This is a genomic window from Croceibacterium sp. TMG7-5b_MA50, assembly GCF_039830145.1.
Lineage (GTDB): Bacteria > Pseudomonadota > Alphaproteobacteria > Sphingomonadales > Sphingomonadaceae > Croceibacterium.
On the sequence record NZ_CP156082.1, the window covers coordinates 1,270,582 to 1,293,855 of the forward strand.

At 65.5% G+C, this 23,274-nt stretch carries 17 protein-coding genes and 1 riboswitch; of the genes, 10 read left to right on the top strand and 7 right to left on the bottom strand.

Annotated elements, in window-relative coordinates; all coding sequences use genetic code 11:
* Window positions 1-162: 162 nt before the first annotated feature.
* Window positions 163-1,167 (top strand): class 1 fructose-bisphosphatase, encoded by a 1,005-nt coding sequence (locus V5740_RS06245; protein WP_347304204.1) that lies wholly within the window; start codon window positions 163-165, stop codon window positions 1,165-1,167.
* A 105-nt stretch (window positions 1,168-1,272) separates the two neighbouring features.
* On the opposite strand, the gene V5740_RS06250 is transcribed toward V5740_RS06245, so the two are convergent.
* On the bottom strand, window positions 1,273-3,717 hold the full coding sequence (locus V5740_RS06250) for a beta-galactosidase (protein WP_347304205.1): 2,445 nt from the start codon (window positions 3,715-3,717) through the stop codon (window positions 1,273-1,275).
* Window positions 3,718-3,971: 254 nt separating this feature from the next.
* Between V5740_RS06250 and V5740_RS06255 the strand changes: the two genes are divergently transcribed.
* A complete protein-coding gene (locus V5740_RS06255) occupies window positions 3,972-4,703 on the top strand; it encodes a FadR/GntR family transcriptional regulator (protein WP_347304206.1) in 732 nt (243 codons plus the stop codon).
* A gap of 63 nt (window positions 4,704-4,766) precedes the next feature.
* Here V5740_RS06255 and V5740_RS06260 read toward each other — a convergent pair whose 3' ends face one another.
* Together V5740_RS06260 and V5740_RS06265 are read right to left on the bottom strand one after the other, a co-directional pair.
* On the bottom strand, window positions 4,767-5,756 hold the full coding sequence (locus V5740_RS06260) for an alpha/beta hydrolase (protein ID WP_347304207.1): 990 nt from the start codon (window positions 5,754-5,756) through the stop codon (window positions 4,767-4,769).
* A 45-nt stretch (window positions 5,757-5,801) separates the two neighbouring features.
* A complete protein-coding gene (locus V5740_RS06265; protein WP_347304208.1) occupies window positions 5,802-6,716 on the bottom strand; it encodes a TraB/GumN family protein in 915 nt (304 codons plus the stop codon).
* Between the two features lie 146 nt (window positions 6,717-6,862).
* Here V5740_RS06265 and V5740_RS06270 point away from each other — a divergent pair, with 146 nt between their 5' ends.
* The 8 genes from V5740_RS06270 (at window position 6,863) to V5740_RS06305 (ending at window position 15,918) form a co-directional block, all read left to right on the top strand.
* Window positions 6,863-7,033 (top strand): hypothetical protein, encoded by a 171-nt coding sequence (locus tag V5740_RS06270; RefSeq protein WP_347304209.1) that lies wholly within the window; start codon window positions 6,863-6,865, stop codon window positions 7,031-7,033.
* 17 nt (window positions 7,034-7,050) lie between these two features.
* A complete protein-coding gene (locus V5740_RS06275; RefSeq protein WP_347304210.1) occupies window positions 7,051-8,340 on the top strand; it encodes a serine hydrolase domain-containing protein in 1,290 nt (429 codons plus the stop codon).
* 60 nt (window positions 8,341-8,400) lie between these two features.
* Window positions 8,401-8,970 carry an RNA polymerase sigma factor gene (locus V5740_RS06280; protein ID WP_347304211.1) on the top strand — a complete coding sequence of 190 codons (570 nt, stop codon included), beginning with the start codon at window positions 8,401-8,403 and terminating at the stop codon, window positions 8,968-8,970.
* Window positions 8,948-9,901: a FecR domain-containing protein gene (locus tag V5740_RS06285; RefSeq protein ID WP_347304212.1), complete on the top strand. Its 954-nt coding sequence runs from the start codon at window positions 8,948-8,950 to the stop codon at window positions 9,899-9,901. The genes V5740_RS06280 and V5740_RS06285 overlap by 23 nt, the downstream gene beginning before the upstream one ends.
* A gap of 71 nt (window positions 9,902-9,972) precedes the next feature.
* The gene (locus tag V5740_RS06290; protein ID WP_347304213.1) at window positions 9,973-13,083 is read left to right on the top strand and encodes a TonB-dependent receptor; all 3,111 of its coding nucleotides are present in this window, start codon (window positions 9,973-9,975) and stop codon (window positions 13,081-13,083) included.
* The gene (locus V5740_RS06295; RefSeq protein WP_347304214.1) at window positions 13,083-14,213 is read left to right on the top strand and encodes a pectinesterase family protein; all 1,131 of its coding nucleotides are present in this window, start codon (window positions 13,083-13,085) and stop codon (window positions 14,211-14,213) included. The genes V5740_RS06290 and V5740_RS06295 overlap by 1 nt, the downstream gene beginning before the upstream one ends.
* Window positions 14,214-14,342: 129 nt before the next feature.
* A complete protein-coding gene (locus V5740_RS06300) occupies window positions 14,343-15,317 on the top strand; it encodes a rhodanese-related sulfurtransferase (protein ID WP_347304215.1) in 975 nt (324 codons plus the stop codon).
* Window positions 15,310-15,918, top strand: a complete 609-nt coding sequence (locus V5740_RS06305) for a glutathione S-transferase (RefSeq protein ID WP_347304216.1) — start codon at window positions 15,310-15,312, stop codon at window positions 15,916-15,918. The genes V5740_RS06300 and V5740_RS06305 overlap by 8 nt, the downstream gene beginning before the upstream one ends.
* Window positions 15,919-15,959: 41 nt before the next feature.
* Here the strand turns inward: V5740_RS06305 and V5740_RS06310 are convergent, their stop codons facing one another.
* From V5740_RS06310 to V5740_RS06325, 4 genes are all read right to left on the bottom strand, one after another.
* Window positions 15,960-16,988, bottom strand: a complete 1,029-nt coding sequence (locus V5740_RS06310) for a methionine synthase (protein WP_347304217.1) — start codon at window positions 16,986-16,988, stop codon at window positions 15,960-15,962.
* 27 nt (window positions 16,989-17,015) lie between these two features.
* Complete coding sequence (locus V5740_RS06315; protein ID WP_347304218.1) at window positions 17,016-17,999, bottom strand: DUF1852 domain-containing protein; 984 nt, start codon at window positions 17,997-17,999, stop codon at window positions 17,016-17,018.
* A 125-nt stretch (window positions 18,000-18,124) separates the two neighbouring features.
* Window positions 18,125-18,349, bottom strand: a riboswitch (cobalamin riboswitch).
* A gap of 303 nt (window positions 18,350-18,652) precedes the next feature.
* The gene (locus tag V5740_RS06320) at window positions 18,653-20,530 is read right to left on the bottom strand and encodes a sulfatase-like hydrolase/transferase (RefSeq protein WP_347304219.1); all 1,878 of its coding nucleotides are present in this window, start codon (window positions 20,528-20,530) and stop codon (window positions 18,653-18,655) included.
* 61 nt (window positions 20,531-20,591) lie between these two features.
* Window positions 20,592-23,258, bottom strand: coding sequence for a glycoside hydrolase family 2 TIM barrel-domain containing protein (locus tag V5740_RS06325; protein WP_347304220.1), 2,667 nt, complete (start codon window positions 23,256-23,258; stop codon window positions 20,592-20,594).
* Between the last annotated feature and the right edge of the window lie 16 nt (window positions 23,259-23,274).

Genomic DNA, 23,274 nt, shown 5'->3' on the forward strand with positions numbered 1-23,274 from the left:
CCCTGGCTCTTCCCCTGCCCGTTAGCCTGCTTGGCCGACGGTCCTGCGATTGTACGATTTCACCTCCGACGGTCAATTTATATATCATACTTTTGAAGCCGTCGGCTTCCACTGACCCCCGAGTTCCACCATCGGCCGCCCGGCCCCATTGCGAGTATGCGTATGAAGCGACTTACCCTTACCCGGTTCATGATCGAGGAACAGCGTCGCTCCGGCGTTCTGCAGCCTGAACTGCGCCTGTTGATCGAAACCGTGGCACGCGCGTGCAAGACGATCAGCCACGCCGTCGGCAAGGGCGCGCTCGGGGAGGTTCTGGGCAGCCTCGGCAGCGAGAACGTGCAGGGCGAGGTCCAGAAGAAACTGGATGTCATCGCCAACGAATTGCTGCTGGAGGCGAATGAGTGGGGCGGCCACCTGGCGGCCATGGCCTCAGAGGAGATGGAGGCGATCCACCGCATTCCCAACCGCTACCCCAAGGGCGAATACCTGCTGCTGTTCGATCCGATCGACGGGTCCAGCAATATCGATGTGGACCTTTCGGTCGGCACGATCTTCTCCGTCCTGAAGGCACCGGCCGATGCGTCGGGCCGCGACATCGTGGAAGCGGACTTCATGCAGCCCGGCACCGTGCAGGTGGCGGCCGGATACGCCATCTACGGCCCGCAGACGATCCTGGTGCTGACGCTGGGAAGCGGCGTGTACGAGTTCACCCTGGATCGGGAAGTCGGGTCCTGGCAGATGACGGACGGCCCGATGAAGATCCCGGCAGGCACCCGCGAATTCGCCGTCAACATGGCGCGTCATGAACAATGGTCGCCCGGTATGCGCCGCTACATCGACGAGCGTCTGGCAGGCGCGAACGGTCCGTGCGGGCAGGACTACAACATGCGCTGGACCGCATCCATGGTCGCCGATGTGCACCGCATCCTGAAGCGCGGCGGCATCTTCCTGTACCCCGCCGATCACCGTACGCCCGGCAAGGCCCGCCTGCGCCTGATGTACGAGGCCAATCCGATGGCCTTCCTTGTCGAGGAGGCCGGTGGCGCGGCGACGAATGGAACGGACCGCATCCTGGACGTGCAGCCCACCAGCCTGCACGAACGCGTCGGCGTCATCCTGGGTGACCGGGACGAGGTCGGGGCGGTTATCGATTACAATCGCGAGTGACGAACGCCGCAGGGTGAGCGCACCCGGCAAGCCATTGACGGTTCGTTCCTACCCGCAGGAACGAACCGTCAGTGGATCAAGCTGCTGCGTGGCGGCAGATCGCCATCAGGGCTGGACCGCCAGGCGCAATTCGTATTCGGGGATGATGCTGACCTTCCCGATCGCGGCGACCTGCCCGTCGGTGATCCGGGGCTTGATCTCCTCCTGGATGTAGATCGGGGCGTCGGCCCGCAACGGCAGCACGGTCAGCGTCCAGGGGCGCGCCAGCCTGTCACCGAACCGGCTGAGGCCGATTTCCCACGGCCGGCCGTAGAAGAACTGGTCGTCCAGCAGGTCCACACCGTCCAGCAACCGGGCCACATCGCCGCTGTAATCGATCCGCAACCACGCCTCGCTCAGATCGTCGAGGGTGTTTGGCGGAAGGTCGATGGTCCAGGCAGCCGACCGGCCATAGGTTTCCGGATAGGGTTGCAGCCCCGCATTGGCCCTGCCGCCGATCTCCGGCACGGGCATCTGGCCCGCCGGGCGCAGCGGCTTCACCTCGACATCGAGATTGCGGGCAGGCGCGCGCGAGGTCCACGTCTGGAACATGCCGTTCCTGGTCCGGGCGAGCCGAAGATTGGCCTGCGGCGCGGCATCGAGGGTGGGAAACACGCTGACGCGGAAATCGGCATCATCGCGTGACCGCACCCGCAAGGTGCCCCCTTCCATGAATGCCGGATCTTCGGTGTGCACCAGCCGACGCTGTCCTGCGATGTCGAACAGATAGAGCTGCTGCGCCTGCTCCTCCTCAAGGACGATAATCCGAACGGACTTGCCGGATGGCGTGGTGAAGCTGAGCGCTTCGCCGAAGCCGGGACGCACGTTCCGGATCACGGCGCCCTCCCCCGACGGGCCCGCGCCCCTGCCGCCGCGAATATTGCCGGCGCCGCGCAAGGCCAGTTCGACCGGAATGCCTTCTACGGCCGAGAACACGTAAACGGCACCCGCCCCGTCCTCCAGCCGGGTGACCGGCTGGGCCGTGGCCCAGCTCAGCGTGACGCCGTCCAGGTCCATGTTGATCGGCCAGATGAAGTGAGCGCCCGACGGGATATCGACAGGCTGGCTCGGGAAGCTGAGCGGACCGGACGGCAGCCGGACCGTGAACCGGGTGCCCGCCTGGATGGGCGTTTCGTACTGCCGGACATGATTGTTGAAGAACAGGAATCCGCGGTCGCCCTGCGACCTGACCGACCAGCGGGGTGTCGAGACATCGTCCCGGGTGGTCGGTTCCTGCGGCGGACGGTTCACCTGCATGGGCGCAAGCAGAGCGCCAAAGGAATTGATGAAGTGGTGATAGGGGCGGATCGCATCGGCGACAGGCTGTTCCTGCCCGTACTGTCCAAGCGGTGCCTGGAAATCATAGTTGACGATCGGCATGCCGTTGTAGCCGCCAAGGCGATCATCTTCCTCCAGGGTCGTGTGGCTTTGCGGGTTCCGCCCGCCGTGGAACATGTAATAGCCGTAGAGATTGGCGCCGGAGCCGAGCTGAACCGGTAGCATAGCGGCAATATCGTCAGGCGCGATCAGCGGGCGCCGGCGGTACATGATGGGGACGCCGCCACCATATTCCGCACCCAGGAAGGGTGTGTCGTCCATGTCGCTGGCGATGGTCCCCGCGCGACGCGACGTCGTCTGCGCGCCGACATTGCCGGCCACCCTGCTGTCGAAGCGGAAGGCGTAGACCTCCTTGGGCGGCAGCCTGTTTGCTGTCGCGCCCCAAGGTTCGTCCGGGTATCCCGCGAATACCGGCAGCACTTCGCCCCGCGGGTAGATCGCGCTGTCCCAGCCCGTGACCGTGTAAAGCGGCGCGTCGAAGCCGATGCCGCGCGCAAGGGTCTTCAGGGTCGAGATATGCTCCGCCCCCATGCCCGGACCATCCAGATTGTATTCGTTTTCAAGCTGCACGCCGATGATCGGGCCGCCATCCTTCCAGAACTGCCCCTGCACCTGCTGGTAGAGCTGCCGCCACCAGCGTTCGACATACTGGAGATAGACGGCATCGTTGCGGCGCGTGGGCATGGCATTGACCACCCAGTCCGGCGTGCCGCCGAACCGCACCTCGCCATGGGCCCAGGGACCGATCCGGATCAGGACCTTGAGGTCGTGCGCCGCCGCCTTCTGCACGAATGCACGCAGGTTGCGGTCGCCGCTCCAGTCGAATTCGGCCGGGCGCGCCTCGTGATGGTTCCAGATCACATAGCTCGCCACCACGTCGAGCCCCTGCGCCTTGATCTTGGCAAGCTGCTCGTCCCACTCTTCGGGCGGGAAGCGGGTGTAGTGGAACTCACCCATCACGGGCATCCACGGTTCGCCGTTCAGGGTGAAGTACCGGCTGTTCACGTCGATGATGTCGCCGTTCGGTGACGTGTTCGACCCCATGTTGAGGTGGCCCGTACGCGGAGCGGCGGCCGGCGCAGACGCGTCGATCGTCAACTCCTCCGCAGCGGCAGGGATGGACGCCAAGGCCGAGATGGACAGGAGGAGTGGCAGCTTCACGTTGTTACCCATCGTTGTTGTCCACTTGCTTGAAGCGCGGCTGGCGGCAGCCGCGATATGCTGCATGCGCCCCCGATCAGCTCATATATCATACTTATGTAGTATGAAGCTGGTTGCGGTGGCAAGCTACGTCGCCGGGTTGCTGATTGGCTGTGGTGTCGCCACCCGGCTCTGCAGCCGCTACGACACGGCGGTGCGACATTTGAGGATATAGATGGTCGGAGGATTGCTGGAGTGACGCGCGACTTGCCGGTGCTGCCGGTCTGATGGAAACGCCAGCCGAGACCGGCGGTAAAAATCTCACGCGCCGGATCGTGGAAGATTTGGGGCGGGCGATCGTGGTCCAGCATTATACCCCCGACACGCCCTTCCCGTTCGAGGCGGATCTGTGCCGGCAGTACAATGCCAGCCGATCGGTGCTGCGGGAGGCGGTCAAGATGCTCACCGCGAAGGGGCTGCTGGTCGCGAAGCAGCGCTCGGGCACGCTGGTCCAGCCGGAGCATGAATGGAACCTGCTCGATCCGGATGTCCTGCGCTGGATGCTGGAGCGGGAGTTCTCGATCGACCTGCTGATCGACTTCACCGAAATCCGCATGTCCATCGAACCACGTGCCGCCGCGCTGGCGGCGCATTCCGCCACTGGGCCGCAACGCCAGGCGATCGTCGCCGCGATGGACCGCATGTTCGCGGCGGAGCGCGGTGAGGACGACCCGCTCGCCTCCGACATCGCCTTCCATGTCGCGGTGCTGCAGGCGAGCAACAACCGCTTCATGCGCCAGTTCACCGACCTGACCGACACCACGCTGCGCTTCTCCATACGCCGGACTAACGAGTACAAGGGCGTCTCACGCGCGAGCGCGCGCGACCACAAGCGCGTGGCGGACGCGATCATCGAAGGCGACCCGACCCTTGCGGCGAAGCGCATGCGGGATCTGATCCAGGGCGCGCTCGACCTGCTTTTGACGGCGGGAGGGCACCCGAAGCGTCCGGAACATTGAAGCGACAGGTTCCGGCTGCGCTCAGAGCGGACGCAGCATTCGCGTCAAGGCCGATGCGTGAGTTCAGGGCGCCGCTGTCTGCGCCGGTTGGAGGTCCTGCAGGAACGTGTCGATTTCCGCCACCACCTGACTGGTGTAGGGTTGGAACAGCCAGAATGTGTGCGGCTGGTCCGCGAAATGAGCGTGATGGTGGGGAATGCCATGCGCCGCGAGGATGGGCAGGACCTTCTCCATCCCCGCCGTAAACCGATCCCGCTCCCCACTGATGACCAGTGTTGCGGGCGAGTTCGGCCCGACATGGGTGGCCGCGCTCGCCTCACGCCAGCGGTCCGGCGCCTGCTCCCACGAGCCGCCCAGCCAGCGCGCTGCCGGAGTGGCATCGTTGCGGTTCTCATTCGCCAGCGCCAGCGGCGTGGTGAAGTCGATCACGCCATCGATGTCGATCAGAGCGTTGACGCTGGGTGCCCGGTCCGATCCGCCGCTGAACAGGGTGGAGCCGCCGGTATACGCGACAAGGGCGGCCATCTGCCCGCCCGATGACTCGCCGCCGATCGCGACGCGTTGTGGGTCGATACCGAACTCCGCCGCCTGCGACATGGTCCAGCGAATGGCATCGTTCACGTCGATGACCCCGGCCGGATAGCCCGCCTCCGGAGCGAGGCGGAATTCGGGCAGGACAACGACATAGCCACGCTGCGCCAGCAGATTGGCCATGGAGTAGAAGTTGGACTTGTTACCCGAATGCCAGCCGCCGCCATGGACCAGCACGATCGCCTGCCCCGACCCCGTTTCGGCCGGCGGCAGGAAGACGTCGCTGTGCAGTTCCCTGCCACCAACGGTCTTGTAGAGGCGGTCGAACAGGATCTGCTGTCCTGCCACGGTGGTCAGCACCGGCAGACGGTAATCCGGGTGCGCTGCCTGGTTCGCCAGGAAGCGGCTGGATACCGTGTAGCTGTCATCGACTGGAATCGTCGGGGACTGTGCCGCCACCGGCATGTGCGACATCGCCAGCACCAGCAACCCTGCAGCGCCCCATCCCGCCTGCACCATCATTCCTTCTCCCTTCCTGATCGTACACCCGACAAGCTGCCCATTCGATCAGCGCCAATCCGGCCCCGAAATCACGAAGCCACGCGCCTGCAACCGGTCGAGCACGCCGCGTTGTTCGGCCAGTACGCGCAAAGGCACGACGGCGAGCGTCACCCCCCGCGCCCGCGCCGCATCAGCGATCATGCCGGTCCATTGCTCCCGGATTTCCGTCCCTAGCTCATCATCGGCCCATGGCCAGCATGTGCCGAGCGCCACTTCCAGCGGGTTCGCCATGACACCCGGCACGTCGGACCTGCGCCAGTCATCTGCGCGAGCCTCGATGATGCCGCGGCCCGCCTCTGTTGCTGTCATTGCTGCATCCAGGCAGGCTACGTGGCTCGCCGGCTCGGCCGCGGCCAGATTGTCGAGCAGGTCCTCACCGCGGAACCGGTCCGGCCGTTGGATCGGCACATCCGCGCGGTCGGCGGCCTTGCGCACCACGTCCGTCGCATCGTCGGTCGTGTTGTCATCGAAATCAAGCCGTCTGGCCAGCAGGTCGAAGGCGGACATCAGGAAGCTGCGGCGGTCGTAATCGACATCGTACAGCGCCTCCAGCGCAGCCAGTCGCGCGCGCTGGCCGGCCGTCAGGTAATCCGCCGCGACCGTGTCGTCAGGCAGTCTGGTGACGCGACCGCCAGCGAAGATCAGGCGCAGCACGTCGCCCGGCGAGAATTTAGGCAAAGCCCGCAGGATGACGCGGTCTGCCGCTGCGCTTGCCTGCTTCAACCGATCGGGCTGCCATGGCGTTGATTTCGGCACGGCGCGTATCTCGCCGACCAGGATGACGGCGCCGGCCGGCGTATCGATGGTCCACATGGGCGCGCCGGAACGTTGTGCCGTCACGACGATGGCATTGTCATCAACATCGGTCTGCGCGGTGGCCGGGTCGGCAACGACCATGCCAATGGCGAGGATGCCTGCCATGCCCAAGCACGCCGGGCTCGCGCGGGAAAGGCGGTTGCGGATCGCGTGGCTGGCCATGACAGACATATGCTGCGGCGGGCGGGCACATGATAGTCCCGGCTTGTGTCGAACTTGCAGCATTCCGTAACAGCGCCTCTACAAGGCCGATGACCGACCAACTGTGGCCAACACAGGCGCGCGGAGAGTTCGTCTCCATGTCGGTCGCCCAGCCGCAGGCAGAAGCGATGAATGCCAGCCCTGCAGATGCCAGCTCGTGCCGATGCCGCGGCGACCTTCTTCTTGAAACCGGCGAATGCGTGGTAAGGCGGGTGAAATAGATCGAGGGGGAGCGAACATGCGGGTGAACAGGGCGATGACATGGCTGGCCGCGCCTTTGCTGGCGGCACTGGCGCTGCCGGCAGGCGGCAACATGGCCCATGCCCAGTCCACGACGGCCGCCACGCCCGGCATTTCGGAAGAGCGGCTGGACCGGCTGCGCGCCGAATTGCAGCGCTATGTCGATGATGGCCGCATCGCCGGCGCGGTGATGCAGGTCCGGCAGAACGGCCGGTCCGTGTTCTCCGAAGCGGTGGGCTGGCGCGACAAGGAAGCGGGCGATCGGATGCGACCCGACAGCATCTTCCGCATCGCGTCCCAGACCAAGGCGCTGACCAGCGTTTCCATCATGATGCTGCTGGAAGAAGGCCGGCTGCTGCTGGACGATCCGGTGGGCAAGTTCCTGCCCGAATGGCAGAACACCACGGTCGCCGTGCCTGATGCGGCCGGCGGCTACACGATCGCCCCGGCGGAACGGCCGATCACCATCCGCGATCTGCTGACGCACACGGCCGGCCTGTCCTATGGCGGCGGCCCCGCCGAACAGGCGTGGCGCGATGCGGGGTTCGCCGGATGGTACTTCGCCGACCGGACGGAACCGGTGGCCGCGGCGGTCGCGCGCATGGGATCGCTGCCGATGGCGGCGCAACCGGGCACGAAATTCGTCTACGGCTACAACACCGATGTGCTGGGCGTGATCGTCGAGACGGTCAGCGGCATGTCATTGCAGGCCTTCTTCGACGAGCGGCTGACCGGCCCGCTGGGGATGAAAGACACGTTCTTCTACCTGCCGGCCGACAAGGCCGACCGACTGGCCGTGGTGTACGAAGCGGACGGGCGCGCCGTCCGCCGGGCGCCGGATGCAGATGCCGGAACCGGCGGGCATTATCATGGCCAGGGCCATTACCTCCAGGGTCCGCGCATCGCCTATTCCGGCGGTGCGGGCCTCCTGTCCACTGCGGCGGATTATTCCCGATTTCTGGAGATGATGCGGCGGGGCGGAGAGTTGGACGGGCGGCGTTATCTCAGCCGCAAGTCGGTCGACCTCATGACCGCCAATCACCTGGGATCGGTCGAATACGATCCTGGCATGAGTTTCGGCCTCGGCTTCTCCGTCCGCACTGACCTTGGCGCCGCGGGGGAACTTGGTTCGGAAGGGGAGTTCGGCTGGGGCGGAGCCTACCACAGCCAGTACTGGGTCGATCCGGCGGAAGGGCTGACGATCGTGTACCTGACCCAGCTGATCCCTGCGGGCGACATCGACGATCATGGCAAGGTCCGGGCGCTGGTCTACCAGGCGATCGAGTGAGCGCGGCATGATCTGCGGCTCCGCTGACGGAAAGTCGGTGGCCGTGAATCCATGGCAGTGATGGACCGGCGAGAACTGACGATCTGGATCGCGCGCGAGATCCTGCCGCACGAGCGGGAGGTACGCCGCTGGCTGCGCCGCACCGTCGTCAACTTCCACGATGTCGAGGATATCGTGCAGGAATGCTATGCCCGCTTCGCCAAGCTGCAATCGGTCGCCCATATCGAGGAGCCGCGCGCTTATTTCCGCATCACCGCACGCAATATCGCGCTGCGCCAGCTGCGTCGGGCGCGCATCGTACGGATCGACGCGCTTACGGAGATCGACGCCGTCACGCTGCCGGCTGATGAACCCTCCCCCGAACGGATCACCGGGGGGCGGCTGGAACTCGCCCATGTGCGCGCCCTGATCGCCGCCCTGCCGGACCGCTGCCGCCGGGTGGTGGAGATGCGCCGTATAGAGGGATTGTCTCAGCGCGACATTGCCCGGCAGCTCGGCGTGACCGAGAACGTGGTCGAGAACGAGGCTGCCCGTGGCCTGCGGCAGGTGCTGCGGCAATTGGCAGGCGAGCGGCTGAACGGCGGCACCGACGGCACGGAGGGGACCGATGTCCGACGCGCACAGGATTGAGCGATCCGCCTGCGAATGGGTGGTGCGCTATCCGTTGACCCCGGCTGAGGAAGCGGAGCGCAATGCCTGGGTCGCGGCGGACGAGCGGCATGCCGGCGCCCTGCTGCGGGCGGAGGCGGCCTGGCACCTGCTAGGCGATGCTGCACCGGAGCTGTCGGCGGAGCCGACTGCCGATGCCGCGCCGCCTCGCTCTCGCAGTCGCCGATGGTGGCTGGCCCTGCCCGCAGCGGCGGCCGCCGTCGCCCTCGCGCTGATCGCGCCATGGCAGGAGGGCGGCGACCGGATGGCCACGCAGGCAGGAGAGATCCGCCGCGTGCCACTGGCCGACGGGTCCGTCACGCTGATCGACGGCGGCAGCGAACTGGTGGTGGACCTGCGCCCCAGGGAACGCCACGTCACGCTGGTGCGGGGCGAGGCCTGGTTCGACGTGCAGCGCGACGAGCAGCGGCCCTTCGTGCTCGATGCCGGGCGGGCGCAGGTGCAGGTACTGGGCACCGAGTTCGCGGTCGAACGGATGGGTGGGTCGGTCCGCGTATCGGTGACCGAAGGCACAGTCTCGGCATGGTCCACCGCCACGCCGGGCGTGCGCCAGGTGCTGCATGTCGGGCAATCCGCCCTGTTCCCCGCATCGGGCGAGGCGCCAACCATCATCACGGAACCCGACGCGGTGGAGCGGCGGCTGGCCTGGCGGCAGGGCACCATCGCACTCAGCGGGGAGACGCTGTACGAGGCGGCGTTGCGCTTCAACCGCTACAACCGTCAGCAACTGGTAATCGAGGGTGCGGCGCTGCGCCGGCAGCAGCTGGTGGGGCTGTTCCGCATCGGCGATCCGCAGGGTTTCGCGCGCGATGCGGCCACCCTGCTTGACGCCCGGGTGGAGGTCGACGGCGACACCATCCGCCTGCGCGAAAAAGATTTGCCGAACCCCTGACGGAAGGCCACCGCGCCGGGCTCCTGTATTGTGACGCCCGGGCAAACCGGGCGCGTACAGGGGAGAGATACATGGACCATCGCGCCATCGCGCTTGCGGGCGTTTCCATCGTCGCTGTCGCCACCATGCCGGCTGCCGCCGCCGTGGCGCAGGAGCGTACCTTCGACGTGCCGGCGCAATCGGCCGAGACCGCGGTGCCGCTGTTCGCCCGGCAGGCGGGCATACAGGTGCTGGCGACGCAGGACGCGTTGCGCGGCCAGACCCTGCGCGCCGTGCGCGGAGTGATGAGCGTGGACGAGGCGCTGCGCCTGATGCTGTCGGGCAGCGGGCTGACCGTGACCCGCAGCCAGGGCACGATCCTGCTGCGTCGTCAGCCGCCGATCGCCGGGCAGGCGTCCTCCATGCTGATCGCCGCCAACGCCCAGGTGCAGCCGCAGGCGGGCAGCAGCGCCGCCGGCACGCTGGGCCAGGTTCCCGCCCAGCAGAACCCTGTCGACCAGACGCCGCTGCCGACGGGCGATGCGACCGACACCGGTGAGATCGTCGTCACCGGCTTTCGCGCCGCGATCGACCGCTCGCTTCAGGAAAAGCGGCAGGCGAACGGCATCGTCGATGTCATCACGGCGGAGGATGTCGCCGACTTCCCCGACAACAACTTGGCCGAAGCGATCCAGCGGCTGCCCGGCGTGTCCATTGCGCGTGATGCGGGCGAAGGACGCCAGATCACCGTGCGTGGCCTGGGTCCGCAATTCACCCGCGTGCGCGTGAACGGGGTCGAGGGGCAGAGCACCGCCGGCGGCACCGACAGCTCAGGCGGCAACAACCGTAATCGCGCCTTCGACTTCAACGTCTTCGCGTCGGAGCTGTTTAACAACATCACCGTGCGCAAGACGGCGAGCGCGGAGACAGAAGAAGGATCACTGGGCGCCACGGTGGACCTCACTACCGCCCGCCCGTTCGATTATGGCGAGTTCACCGCCGTGGTCAGCGCGCAGGCCGGGTACAACGACCTGTCGCAGAAGTTCGACCCGAAGCTGGGCGCAGTAATCGCCGACACCTTCGCCGACGACACGCTGGGTGCGCTGTTCTCCGTCTCCTACACCGGCCGTCGCATCTTCGAGGAAGGGCATGGGTCGGGCGGCTGGCTCGACGGGCAGAACTCCGGCGGGTACAGCCCGACCTCCCCGTTCGCGGAGGCGAACGACGTCGACACCTACAGCCCGCGTTTTCCGCGCTATGGCCGGCTGACGCACGACCAGAACCGGCTGGGTCTGACAGGATCGCTGCAGTGGAAGCCGGGCACCGACACGCTGTTCAGTCTCGACGTGCTGTTCTCCCGCTTCGAGGCGACGCGGACGGAGAACTGGCTGGAAAACCTCTCCTTCGCCCGCCCGCTGTCGCAGGGCGGTCGACCCGAGGCGGTGGTGCTGGATGGCGAGATCGATGCCGGTGGCGACATGGTCTATGGCCTGTTCAATCAGGTCGACATCCAGACGGAAACCCGGCGGGACGAGCTCAGCACCGAATACTCGCAGTACACCCTGACGGGCGAACACCGGTTTGGTGACCGGCTGCGGGTCAACGGCCTGGTCGGCTACTCCCGTTCCTATTTCGACAATCCGGTGCAGACCACCGTGATCCTCAACCGCAACAACACGGACGGCTACAGCTACGATTACCGACCCGATGCCAACTTGCCGCTGATCGATTACGGATTCGACGTCACGGATCCCGCCAGCTTCGCCTTCGGCATCCCCCGTTCGGAAATCAGGCTGCGGCCGAACTCGGTCGACAACCAGATCCTGACCGGACAGGCGAACCTCGCCTACGAGCTGACGGACAGCTTCACGATGAAGGCAGGCGTCAACGTGAAGCGCTACACCTTCGATTCCGATGCGCGTGCGCGCGTCAACGAAGGCGTCGTGCCGCAGCTGCCCGCGGGCACCACGCTGGCGGGCCTGACCTTCCTGCTCGACGATTTCGGTCGAAACCTGGGCGACCCCGACGGCAACGCCACGGCATGGATCGCGCCCGACATCGACGCCTTCGCCGACCTGTTCGACATCTACGACAACCAGGGTCTGTTCGAACTGTCGGGTGCCAGCAACGCCAATGCGCGCGGCAACATCCGCAGCGTACGCGAGACGGACACGGCGGCCTACCTGCAGCTCGATTTCGACGTCGATGTCGGCATTCCGCTGCGCGGCGATGTGGGTCTTCGCTACGTGAACACCGAACAGCGATCACAGGGCTACCAGCTGGTCGCGGGCGCGGCGCAGCAGGTCACGGCGGAACGCTCGTACGACGACTGGCTGCCCGCCTTCAACCTGACGGCGGAGGTCACGCCCGACTTCCTGCTGCGGCTGGGCGCGGCGCGGGTGATGACGCGGCCCAATCTGGGTTCGATCACGCCGGGCGGGAGCCTGAGTACCGTTGGCGTATTCTCGGTCAGCTCGGGCAATCCGCTGCTCGACCCGATCCGCGCCAACACCGTGGACCTGTCGGCCGAATGGTACTTCGCGCCAGAGGCGTTCCTGGGCGTCGGCCTGTTCTACAAGGACATCAAGACCTACATCCAGACCTCGCGCGTGACGCAGCCGTTCAACCAGTCCGGTCTGCCGCTCGACCTGCTGAACGGCCTCGGCGTGTCGCCCAACGACGAGTTCGTGTTCAACCAGCCGGTCAACACCGAAGGTGGTCCGCTGAAGGGGGTGGAGGTCAGCTACCAGCAGCCGTTCAGCTTCCTGCCGGGATCGCTCGCTAATTTCGGCACCCTGCTGAACTACACGTTCGTAGACTCCACGATCACCTATTTCGACCGGCTGTCGGCCAGCGGGTTCACCGATGCGGACCTGCTGGGCCTGTCCAAGCACGCCTTCAACGCGACGCTGTATTACGAAGACGACCGGTTCAGCGCACGCGGGTCCATCGCCTATCGCGACGATTACCTGACCGCCATCCCCAGTGGCACCAGCTTCAACAACGCCGATGGTGTGCGCAGCACGCTGACGCTGGACGGGTCGATCGGCTACTCGGTCAACGACAATCTGCGGCTGACGCTGGAAGGGCTGAACCTGCTCGACACGTTCAACCGCCAGTTCACCGATACCGGGCGCGACAGCATCCTGGTGAACAGCCATACGGGGCGGCAGTTCTATCTGGGAGCAAGGTACCAGTTCTGATGCACCAGACTGCCAAGGGACGATTGTGGACCCTGACCCGGCGGCAGGCGATCGCCGCCGCCGGGCTGCTCTCCCTTCCCGGCTGTATCACCGGCCAGGGCGGCACCGCCGCCGCTTACGATGCGGTAGTCGCCCCCGCCGCCCGCACCGACGTGCCGGCGGGGTCGCGTCACGCCAGCCTGGGTGCGGCGCTCGCTGCGGCGCCGTCCGCCGGCACGCGACCGTTCCGCATCTGGATCGCGCGCGGGGAATGGCGCGAACAGTTGACCGTGACCGCCCCACAGGTTCACCTGATGGGGGAGGATCGCGTCGCCACCCGTCTGTGCTTCACCGCCGCGTCGGGCCTGATCGCGCCCGATGGTCGGCCCTACGGCACCTTCCGCACCCCGGTAATCACCGTGACCGCCCCGGGCTTCGCCGCCAGCAACCTGACCATCGAGAACACGTTCGACGGCATCGCCGAGATGCGCAAGACCGGCCCCAAGCTGCTGTCCGACGATCCGCGCGGGCCGCAGGCGGTGGCGCTGATGCTGAGTGGGGAGAGTGACGGCGCGCTGCTGGAACGCGTGACGATCGCCAGCCACCAGGACACCTTCTTCCCCGACGCCGGCCGCACGATCCTGCGCGATTGCCTGGTCAGCGGCAGCTACGACTTCATCTTCGGCGCAGGCGCGGCGCTGTTCGAAGGATGCGAAATCCGCTCACGCCTTCGGCCCGACCCGGCGCAGGTGACCGGCTACATCGCCGCACCCAGCACGCTGCTGCGTAATCCGGTCGGGCTGGTGTTCGACCGCTGCCGTCTGACCCGCGACGATGGCGTGCCCGACGGCAGCGTGTTCCTCGGTCGCCCATGGCGCCCGTCCGCCAGCTTCCCCGATGGCCGTTATGGCAATCCGCAAGCGACCGGCATGGCCGCGTTTCTTGATTGCTGGATGGATAGCCACATCGCGCCGGCCGGCTGGACAGAGATGTGGTACACCGACCGCAGCGGTAACCCGCGTACCATGCTGCAGCCTGAAGAAGCGCGCTTCGCCGAGCATGCCAGCACCGGTCCGGGTGCACGGGGCCAACGCCGGGGTGCGGAGATCGGCCAGGCCGAGGCAGCCGTGCTGCGGCAGTTGCCTTCGTGAGGGTGAAGTTGGACGCGACCACCCCATAGGGGGCATTCAGCACCCTCGCTTAGGTGCTCAGCTCCGGAACGAACGCCTGAAATCGGCCGCTGTAGAGACGTGCCTTCGACGTGGCGCTATGGGCGGGGTATGAGCTCTATTCCGCAAGATCAGGCCCTCCTCACCGTGGCGGCCTTGTACCGCTTCACCCACTTCCCCGATTGCGGACAGCTGCGCGCGCCGCTTGAGAACATCTGCCGCACTCATGGTGTGCGGGGCACGCTGCTGCTCGCACCCGAAGGGATCAACGGCACGATCGCCGGCCACGACCACGCAATCACCGCCGTGCTGGACCACATTCGCCAATTGCCCGGTTGCGCGGATCTCGATGTGAAGCTGTCAACTGCCTCCACGATGCCCTTCCACCGGCTGAAGGTGCGCCTGAAGCGCGAAATCGTCACAATGGGGGAACCGGCGATCGACCCCAGGACAGGTGTCGGCACGTATGTCGAGGCGCAGGACTGGAATGCGCTGATCACCGACCCGGCCACGATCGTGATCGACACGCGCAACGAGTACGAGGTGGCGATCGGCACGTTCGATGGTGCAATCAATCCAGCGACTGCATCCTTTAGCGAATTTCCTGCGTGGTTCCGCAAAGTCCGCGAAGATCTGCTGAAAAGCGGACAGCAGACAAAGGTTGCGATGTACTGCACCGGCGGCATACGCTGCGAGAAATCGACCGCCTTCCTGAAGCAGGAGGGAGTTGAAGAGGTCTATCACCTGAAGGGTGGGATTCTTAAATATCTGGAGACTGTTCCCGAGGAGGCGAGCTTGTGGCGGGGCGAATGCTTCGTGTTCGACCAGCGGGTGGCGATCGGCCATGGCCTGGCGCAAGGCACGTTCGAACTTTGCCACGCATGCCGCCGTCCGGTGGACGCGCAGGATCACGCATCCCCCCACTTTGAAGCAGGAGTGAGCTGTCCCGCCTGCTTCCCTGAACGAAGCGATGCGCAGCGCGCCTCTTACCGGGAACGTCAACGGCAGGAGACGCTGGCTGCAGCGCATGGTCGTTCCCATGTCGGTGCTACCCGGATTGCGGGGCAAGACAGCCAGGATGGCTGATCTCATCCTCTACAGCTTCCGCCGGTGCCCTTATGCGATGCGGGCAAGAATGGCGCTTGCGGTGAGCGGTACGCGCTACGAGTTGCGCGAGGTCAGGCTGCAGATGAAGCCGGACGCCATGTTGCTGGCCTCGCCAAAGGGCACCGTGCCGGTGCTCGTCCTGCCGGACGGCAGTGTCCTCGACGAGAGCCTCGACATCATGCGCTGGGCCTTGACGCGATGCGATCCCGAGGGTTGGCTGTCACGAGACGATGCCGCCCTGATCGCCAAGAACGACCAAGCCTTCAAACGGCATCTGGACCGCTACAAATATCCGGAACGGCACGACAGCAACCCACTCGAGCATCGCCGGAGCGGGTTGACGTTCCTGCGCGAGCTCGACGTCCGTCTTTCCGCGCAGAGCCAACTTTGCGGCCCTGCGCGGGGACTCACCGACGCCGCGATACTACCGTTTGTGCGGCAATTCGCTGCGGTCGACCGCGAATGGTTTGCCGCCCAGCCGCTAGCCCACCTTCAGGCCTGGTTGAAGGAGCATCTGGAGTCCGACCTCTTCAACACGGTGATGATGCGGACAGCCCCGTGGTCACCGGACGATGCGTAACATCGTCAGAACCGTAGGAGCGTGAAGATGTCGGTTACCGCCTAGCCTGCCAGTTCCTTGCGGATGAGCTGCGCGCCGGCCGCCAATGCCTTCAACTTGCCCCACGCGACGTCGCGCGACAGCGGCGCCATCCCGCAATTGGTGGCCGGATAGAGCTTATCGGCGTCGACGAAGCGCAGTGCATTGCGCAGCGTGTCGGCGACCTGCCCAGGCGTCTCGATCGTGTTCGTCGCAACGTCGATCGCGCCGACCATCACCTTCTTGCCACGGATCAGTTCGATCAGCTCCAACGGCACGCGCGAGTTCTGGCATTCGAGCGAGATGATATCGATCTTCGACTTCTGCAGATTGGGGAACGTCTGCTCATATTGCCGCCATTCGGAGCCGAGCGTCTTCTTCCAGTCGGTGTTGGCCTTGATGCCGTAGCCATAGCAGATGTGGACGGCGACCTCCGCCTTCAGCCCCTCGGCCGCGCGCTCCAGCGTGGCGATGCCCCAGTCGTTCGCTTCGTCAAAGAAGACATTGAACGCGGGTTCGTCGAACTGGATGATGTCGACCCCGGCGGCTTCCAGCTCGCGCGCTTCCTCGTTGAGGATGCCGGCAAACTCCCACGCCAGCTTCTCGCGGCTCCGATAATGCGCGTCGTACAGGGTGTCGATCATGGTCATGGGCCCGGGCAGCGTCCATTTGATCGGCTGGTCAGTCTGCGCACGCAGGAACCGGGCGTCATCGACGAACACCGACGTTGGCCGTGAGACGGCGCCAACGACCGTCGGCACGCTGGCGTCGTAGCGGTCGCGGATGCGCACCGTCTCGCGCTTCTGGAAGTCGACACCGTCCAGATGTTCGATGAAGGTCGTGACGAAGTGCTGGCGGGTCTGCTCGCCATCGCCAAGAATGTCGATGCCTGCCTGCCGCTGATCGTCGACCGCCAGTCGCAACGCATCCTGCTTGCCCGCGATCAGATCGTGGCCCGCCAGCTTCCAGGGCGACCACAGGCTTTCGGGCTGGGCGAGCCAGGATGGCTTGGGTAGGCTGCCCGCGGTCGTCGTCGGCAACAATGTCGTCATGATGCAAATACCTTCGTGTCGTGGCGTTCAGAGGCCGCAGGTCGCGGACCAGCGCTGGAGCGTGGGCCAATGCGGCTTGATGAAATGCTCTTCGGCGAACTTGCCCTGCTCTACGGCAAGGCGGCTGCGCTCCTCGCGATCGTAGACGATGCGGGTCAGCGAATAGTCCTGATACCTCAGGCTCGGCTGGTAATGTTCAGCCGCGACGGAGTTCGCGTTGTAGATCTCAGGACGGTAGATCTTCTGGAACGTCTCCATCGTCGCGATCGTGCTGGCGAGTTCAAGATTGGTATAGTCGCTGACCAGATCGCCGACATGGTAGAAGGCGAACGGCGCGACACTGTGCGGAGGCATGAAGTAGCGCACCTTCATGCCCATCTTCGCGAAATACTGATCGGTGGGCGAGCACTTGTTGTTGCGATACTCGACGCCGAGGATTGGATGGACGTTGGTCGTCCGGTGATAGACCTCCTTGCTCGATACGCTCAGGCAGATGACCGGGGGCTTGGGGAAATTGTCGCGGTAGGCGCTCGACGCGAGGAAATGCTTGAACAAGTTGCCGTGCAGATCGCCGAAGCCCTCCGGCGCGCCGCCGCCCCCGGCCTTCAGGTGATCGGGCAGGACGACGCTGAAGTCGTAATCGCGGACATAGGACGAGAAATTGTTACCGATCATGCCGTCGCTGCGCTCGCCACTGATCCGGTCGGTCACGGTCGTGTGCAGGATCTCAATCAGCGGAAACGCCTGGTCGTCGGCGCCGCATCCGATCGTGAGCGCGGCCGAGACGATCTTCAGCTCCAGCGTGTAACGATCGCCCTTGGGATTGTCCCAGTGCATCAGCGCGTTGAAGCGGTGATCGATCATCACCAGCGTGTTGCGCAAATTCGCCTGGCGGCTGGTCCCGCGCGCGAGATTGGCGAAATTGGTGGTGATGCGCGTGTTGTCGGCCGGACGATAATCCTCGTCGAAGGGGATACTGCTGATCGAGAATGTGAACCCGCTATTCGTCATGACTCACCCAGGCTTTGCGGGCGGGAAATCAGGCGAAAGCGCGCAAGGCGTGAACAGGCCCGGACGGCGGCAAGCCACGGACCGTCGCATCAAGCGCGATCCACCGGAGGAACCCCCGTCCGAGGAACGTTATGGCGTCGATCGGCAGGTCTCCTGGCTTGCGGGTCAACGCAGCGGCTCCGGCCTTCCCAGGATCCTTGCGGGAGCCCAGTGGCACGTCATGGAGCCGCCACTCACCGCTTACAGTTGCGGGGGCAGCGCCGGACTCTGCCCGTGAAGGACACCACCGGCTTCCCGTCTTAGCCCCATCACCATGCCTGGAATGGGGAACCTCGACAGGGCTGCTCAACACCATCGGGCAAGCGGTGTCAATAATAATATAAGGAAGTCTTTATACATTGATGCACGGCTGGTGGGGCGGGTCTACACCGGGCGACGGAGGTGCTGAATGCCGGGTCCTGATGCCCCGGATGTTAATGCCATCGGCGACGGATTGTGACCTTGAGATCGCGTCGAGGTTGGGTGGGCGGGCAACACGGACATGCTGGCGGTTCAGCGATTACGGCGGCAGCATGACGTTCGCATTGGCCATACCAACACTGCACCTGATCAGCCTGCGTCACCATCCTGCTTCCAGATCATGAGCCTGTGACTTACGCTCCGCCGGGGCCACGCAGGAAGACCATCGACGGAGTATAGGTTCCGTTCAGCACCGCCACCTGATAGGACGCGGCGCGGGCGAGATACGGGTTCTCGTCCTGCGCTGCCGCTTCCAGCGCCGGCAATGCCGGACGGGCAGCTTCGCCAAGGGCGTCCAGCGCGTTCAGCGCCATCAGCCGGGGCGGCATGGGCAAGGCCGGGTCGGCGGCGAGTTGCGGCAAACCGGCATCTATCGCGCCTGACACGCTCAGCGCCTCAGCCGCGGCAACCCTGACGGCGTGGGATGGATCACCTTCCGCCAATCGGATCAAATCGGCGTGCGATGCTTCTGGGTGCGCCTTCAGGATCGCCATCCCGGTCGCCGCCCAATATCGCATGATCGGGTTCGCATGGCGCAGGTTGGCGACAAACAGATCCATGCTGGCCTGATCGCCACGCGCCGCCGCGGCGGCGAGGACCATGATGTCCTTCAGTGGGTAAAGCTGCTCGTCGCGGCTCGGCCGAAGACCTTCGCCAATCTCGCCTTCGGGGATGAAGCCATTGTCGCGGATGGCCAGCATGTGTTCGTCCAGCTGGCTGCGGAACTGCGCGATGCGCGCGGCATGCGCCTGATCGTCGATCAGGTTGGTCACCTGATCCACATCCGCCACCCGATCGTACAACTCCTCGAACGGCTTGGTCTGGAAGAAGCGCGCCTGCACGTCATTCAGGCGCCCGGCGATGCGCTCCTCATCCCATGACTGGTAACTTTTCAGCATCCATTCGAAGGCGCCATGCGTGCCCCAGATGCGGTTGGGCGAGTAGTTGCGGATATAGCGGTAACGCCCATCGGTCACGGTACGGGTGAAGTCATACCGTTCGTCCATCCTGTTGCGCATGCCGAAGGCCACGCCGGCCGGGGTTGCGACATGATGACCCAGGAAGGCATTGCCGCGCATCTGCTGCGGCCGTTCGATGCCGGCGATCGACAGCAGGGTGGGCGCCAGGTCGATGAAGCTGACAGGCGTGGTCACCTCCGTTCCCATCGGGACCGGCGACAGATGCTGCCATTTGGGCGGAACATGGACGATCAGGGCGCATCGCAGCCCTTCGTCGTAGCAATATCGCTTGCTGCGCGGCAGCACGCCACCATTGTCCGAATAATAGAAGATGATCGTGTCGTCGGCGAGACCATCGGCCTCCAGTTCCGCCAGGCGCTGGCCGATCTCGGCATCCATGGCAGACACCAGGTTGTAATAACTGGCAAAGTCGCCGCGCACGGCTGGCGTATCGGGCAGATAGGCGGGCACGCGCACCTCATCCGGCGTGACCGCCCCCTGGGTGGGGCGGAACAGCCGCGATTCATGCGTCGTCATGGAGTTGAACACGGCCATGAACGGCTGCCCCGCGGGTCGATCCCGCCAATGCGCCGTCTTGCCGGACGCATCCCAGATGCGTTCAGGCGCGATGTCGCAATTGTAGTCCGTCTTTTCGTTATTGGTGCAATAATAGCCGGCGGATCGCAGATATTCGGGGTAGCTGCGCAGGTCCGACGACACCTCCGCCACCGCCCGCATATGATGCGCCGGGCCGCAGCTTTCCGCATGCACGCCGGTCAGGATGCTGAACCGCGACGGCGCGCAAACCGGCGCATTGGCGTAGGCGTTGCGGTACAGGACGCCGCGCTGGGCCAGCGCGTCCAGCACCGGGGTGCGGGCGACAGGATCGCCATAGGCGCCGATGAAGGGATTGTTGTCCTCGCTCGTCAGCCACAGGATGTTCGGCAAGGCTCGGCCGGTTGTGGCCCCTTGCGCCAGCGCCTGGCCGCCCGCCGCCATTGCGGCCAGTGTGCTGCCGGCCAGCGATCCCAGGGCCTTGCGTCTATTGATCATCGCTCTGTCCTCAAACTCATCTCTGTCACGGCACACCCGCGCCGACCATCCTGGCCACGCGTCAGAGCGGCCGGACGGCAATTGCCGACACCACCGCCTCGCCACCGCGCGGTTCGAATGCCAGGTCCAGCGTCCCGCCCCGGCTCTCGACTTCGAAGCTGCGTTCGACCGCCTTGCGCGGCGCGCCGGCCTCCTGCTGGGGGGCGAACGCGTCGATCACGACGGTGCCATTGGCCTTTACGGCGAAGCTGCGCCCGGTACCGCCTGCGGGATCGGGTTCGAACGTGGCTACTGTCACTGCCCAGCGCCCGTCAGGCAAAGGAATGCGGTAGCTGAAGCTGCCTTCGCGATAGCTCTGGAACAAGGCGGGGTTCTCGGTTCCGTCCACCGCAGGCGGAGGTGCGGCGGGCCTGCCGCCGCTCAACATCCTGCCGGTGCCGCCCGTGAAGAACGTGTCGGAGCCGTAGCGATCATCGCCAAAGGTCCGGCCCACCAGCGCCCCGGCATCGATGAACACGCCGCGCGCCGGATCGGGCGCGTTCCATTCAATACGGTCGGTAACCTGCTCGCCGGCAATGGTTGCGCTCGCCACCAGCACGTTCGCACCCGCCGCCAGTTGCACACCGCGCCACACGCAGATCCGGTCGGGGCAGGCCGCCTCGTCGATCGGCTTGCCGTTCAGCGAAAGTGCCACCCGATCCGCGTTAGAATAGGCGCGCACATCCACATTGGCGTAGGCACGGTCGGTATAGCGCCGGCCGGTCAGATGCAGCGTCGGTGTGTCGGCCCAGTTCGCCTTGAAGAGGTAGAACGCGTCCTTGCGCGTTTCCCGGTCATAGCTGACCAACCCCTTGGTGTTGATGTCGGTCGCGTCGCCTTCGTTGCGGGAAGTGGTGGCGAAATCGAACATGTTCCACACCCAGCTGCCCGACAGGTATGGCCGTTCGCTGATCGCCTTCCAGTTCCCTTCCAGCACCCAGCTCTGATATTCCTCCGGCTGGGGACGGCCATAGGCGTTGACCGGCCCACCCAGCGGATTGTCCGTATGCTGCGTCAGCGCGCCCCCCGCGCCATATTCGCTCAGCATGATCGGCTTGCCGGGATACTTGGCGCGGATATTGTCCAGCGCGGGGCCGAGCATCTCGGGTCGGCCGTAATACCAGCCGAAATAGCGGTTGAGGCCGACGATCTGCGGCAGATCGCTCAGCTTCTGCGCACCCTCCAGCGACAGCGGCGATGGGGTGTCTTCGCAGCAATCCGCGTAGACAGTCGGGCGTGATGGATCCTCCTGCCGGGCCAGCGCCTCGACATTGGCCAGCATGTCGCGCGATTGCGCCGGCGGCCCCTTCGCTCCCTTCGTCAGCGCCGCGATCGCGGCACCGATATCCACCTCGTTGCCCACCGACCAGGTGACGATGGAAGGGTGGTTATAGTTCTGGCGGATCAGCTCCACCAACTGCATGCGAGCGTTGGCGATCAGTTCCGGACTGGCGGGTCCACCATTGAGCGATGATTGGTGGACGAAAGGCAGTTCCGCCCACACTGCCATGCCGGTGCGATCGGCGGCATCGGCCCATTCCTGCGCATGCTGGTAATGCGCGTGGCGGACGGTGTTCGCGCCGATCTCCTCGATCATGGCGATGTCGCGGGCGTGGTCCTCGGCCGTCAGAGCCCAACCCTTGCCTTGCATGTCCTGATGGCGCGAGACGCCGCGCAGCGGAGTGGCGGTGCCATTCAGGATGAAGCCGCGATCGGCGTCGAAGGCGAAGCTGCGGATGCCGAGCGGCTGGACCTGGCGGTCAATCACACGATCCCCGTCGCGCAACTCGCTGACTACCGAATACAGGTATGGATCTGCCCGCCCCTGCCACAGCCGGGGCGACGGGACCTGCAAGGAACGGTCCTCACCCTGCGACTGGCCGGGCCCGAGCCGGAGGGCGGTACTGTCGGTCGCGACGCCCTTCCCCTCTGCATCAATAATCGAAGTCATTAGCGTCAGCGCGCGGCGGCGCGTGCCGCTGTTACGCAGCAACGTTCGCACGGAGATGGTGGCGCGATCCCCTTCGATCCCCGTGGTGTTGACGTAGACACCCGGACCGCCATGGTCAGACAGGTCGATATGGGCATCGCCGACCGACACCAGCCGCACGCCGCGATATATGCCGCCCTGCATGAAGAAGTCGCCGCCCAGCGGGATCACATGTTCGGTCCGGTTGCCCGGAGCGGGTGCGCTGTTGTCGGCACGCACAACGATCAGGTTCTCGCCTGACCGGAGCAGGGGCGTGACGTCGATGCGGAAGCGCGAGAACGCACCGGCATGGCTGCCGGCATGGCGGCCGTTGACCCAAACATCGGCCACGCTGGAGACCGCGTCGAACTCCAGGAAGTGGCGGGCCGCGCGGCCGCCCGCCGGCAGGGTGAAGCTACGGCGGTACCAGCCGGGCCCCTGACGCATGTCGCTGTCGGCGGCGCGGGTGGTGGCGTAGGTGCCGATGCTGTTCCAAGTATGCGGCACATCCACGGTCTGCCACGCTGCATCATCGAATGTCGCTGCGACCGGCGCATCAGTGGTATCGCCGAAGGCGAAGCGCCAGCCGGTGGACAGGTCCGTCGTCGCCCGCGGCGAGGCGGATTGCTGCGCGCTGGTGGCCTGGGCCGCCACCGGCGGTACGATGCAGGCGGTGGCGGTCAGCAGGCCGGCGGCGAGGGCCGATCGAAGATTGAACATGATCCTCTCCTGATTC

Bases quoted from the DNA above. Each gene is read 5' to 3' on its own strand.
- V5740_RS06280 (WP_347304211.1), top strand. From the start codon at position 8,401: ATGGACCGGCGAGAACTGACGATCTGGATCGCGCGCGAGATCCTGCCG.
- V5740_RS06245 (WP_347304204.1), top strand. From the start codon at position 163: ATGAAGCGACTTACCCTTACCCGGTTCATGATCGAGGAACAGCGTCGC.
- V5740_RS06320 (WP_347304219.1), bottom strand. From the start codon at position 20,530: ATGATCAATAGACGCAAGGCCCTGGGATCGCTGGCCGGCAGCACACTG.
- V5740_RS06250 (WP_347304205.1), bottom strand. From the start codon at position 3,717: ATGGGTAACAACGTGAAGCTGCCACTCCTCCTGTCCATCTCGGCCTTG.
- V5740_RS06325 (WP_347304220.1), bottom strand. From the start codon at position 23,258: ATGTTCAATCTTCGATCGGCCCTCGCCGCCGGCCTGCTGACCGCCACC.
- V5740_RS06265 (WP_347304208.1), bottom strand. From the start codon at position 6,716: ATGGCAGGCATCCTCGCCATTGGCATGGTCGTTGCCGACCCGGCCACC.
- V5740_RS06260 (WP_347304207.1), bottom strand. From the start codon at position 5,756: ATGATGGTGCAGGCGGGATGGGGCGCTGCAGGGTTGCTGGTGCTGGCG.
- V5740_RS06285 (WP_347304212.1), top strand. From the start codon at position 8,948: ATGTCCGACGCGCACAGGATTGAGCGATCCGCCTGCGAATGGGTGGTG.
- V5740_RS06290 (WP_347304213.1), top strand. From the start codon at position 9,973: ATGGACCATCGCGCCATCGCGCTTGCGGGCGTTTCCATCGTCGCTGTC.
- V5740_RS06310 (WP_347304217.1), bottom strand. From the start codon at position 16,988: ATGACGACATTGTTGCCGACGACGACCGCGGGCAGCCTACCCAAGCCA.
- V5740_RS06270 (WP_347304209.1), top strand. From the start codon at position 6,863: ATGACCGACCAACTGTGGCCAACACAGGCGCGCGGAGAGTTCGTCTCC.
- V5740_RS06255 (WP_347304206.1), top strand. From the start codon at position 3,972: ATGGAAACGCCAGCCGAGACCGGCGGTAAAAATCTCACGCGCCGGATC.
- V5740_RS06295 (WP_347304214.1), top strand. From the start codon at position 13,083: ATGCACCAGACTGCCAAGGGACGATTGTGGACCCTGACCCGGCGGCAG.
- V5740_RS06275 (WP_347304210.1), top strand. From the start codon at position 7,051: ATGCGGGTGAACAGGGCGATGACATGGCTGGCCGCGCCTTTGCTGGCG.
- V5740_RS06300 (WP_347304215.1), top strand. From the start codon at position 14,343: ATGAGCTCTATTCCGCAAGATCAGGCCCTCCTCACCGTGGCGGCCTTG.
- V5740_RS06305 (WP_347304216.1), top strand. From the start codon at position 15,310: ATGGCTGATCTCATCCTCTACAGCTTCCGCCGGTGCCCTTATGCGATG.
- V5740_RS06315 (WP_347304218.1), bottom strand. From the start codon at position 17,999: ATGACGAATAGCGGGTTCACATTCTCGATCAGCAGTATCCCCTTCGAC.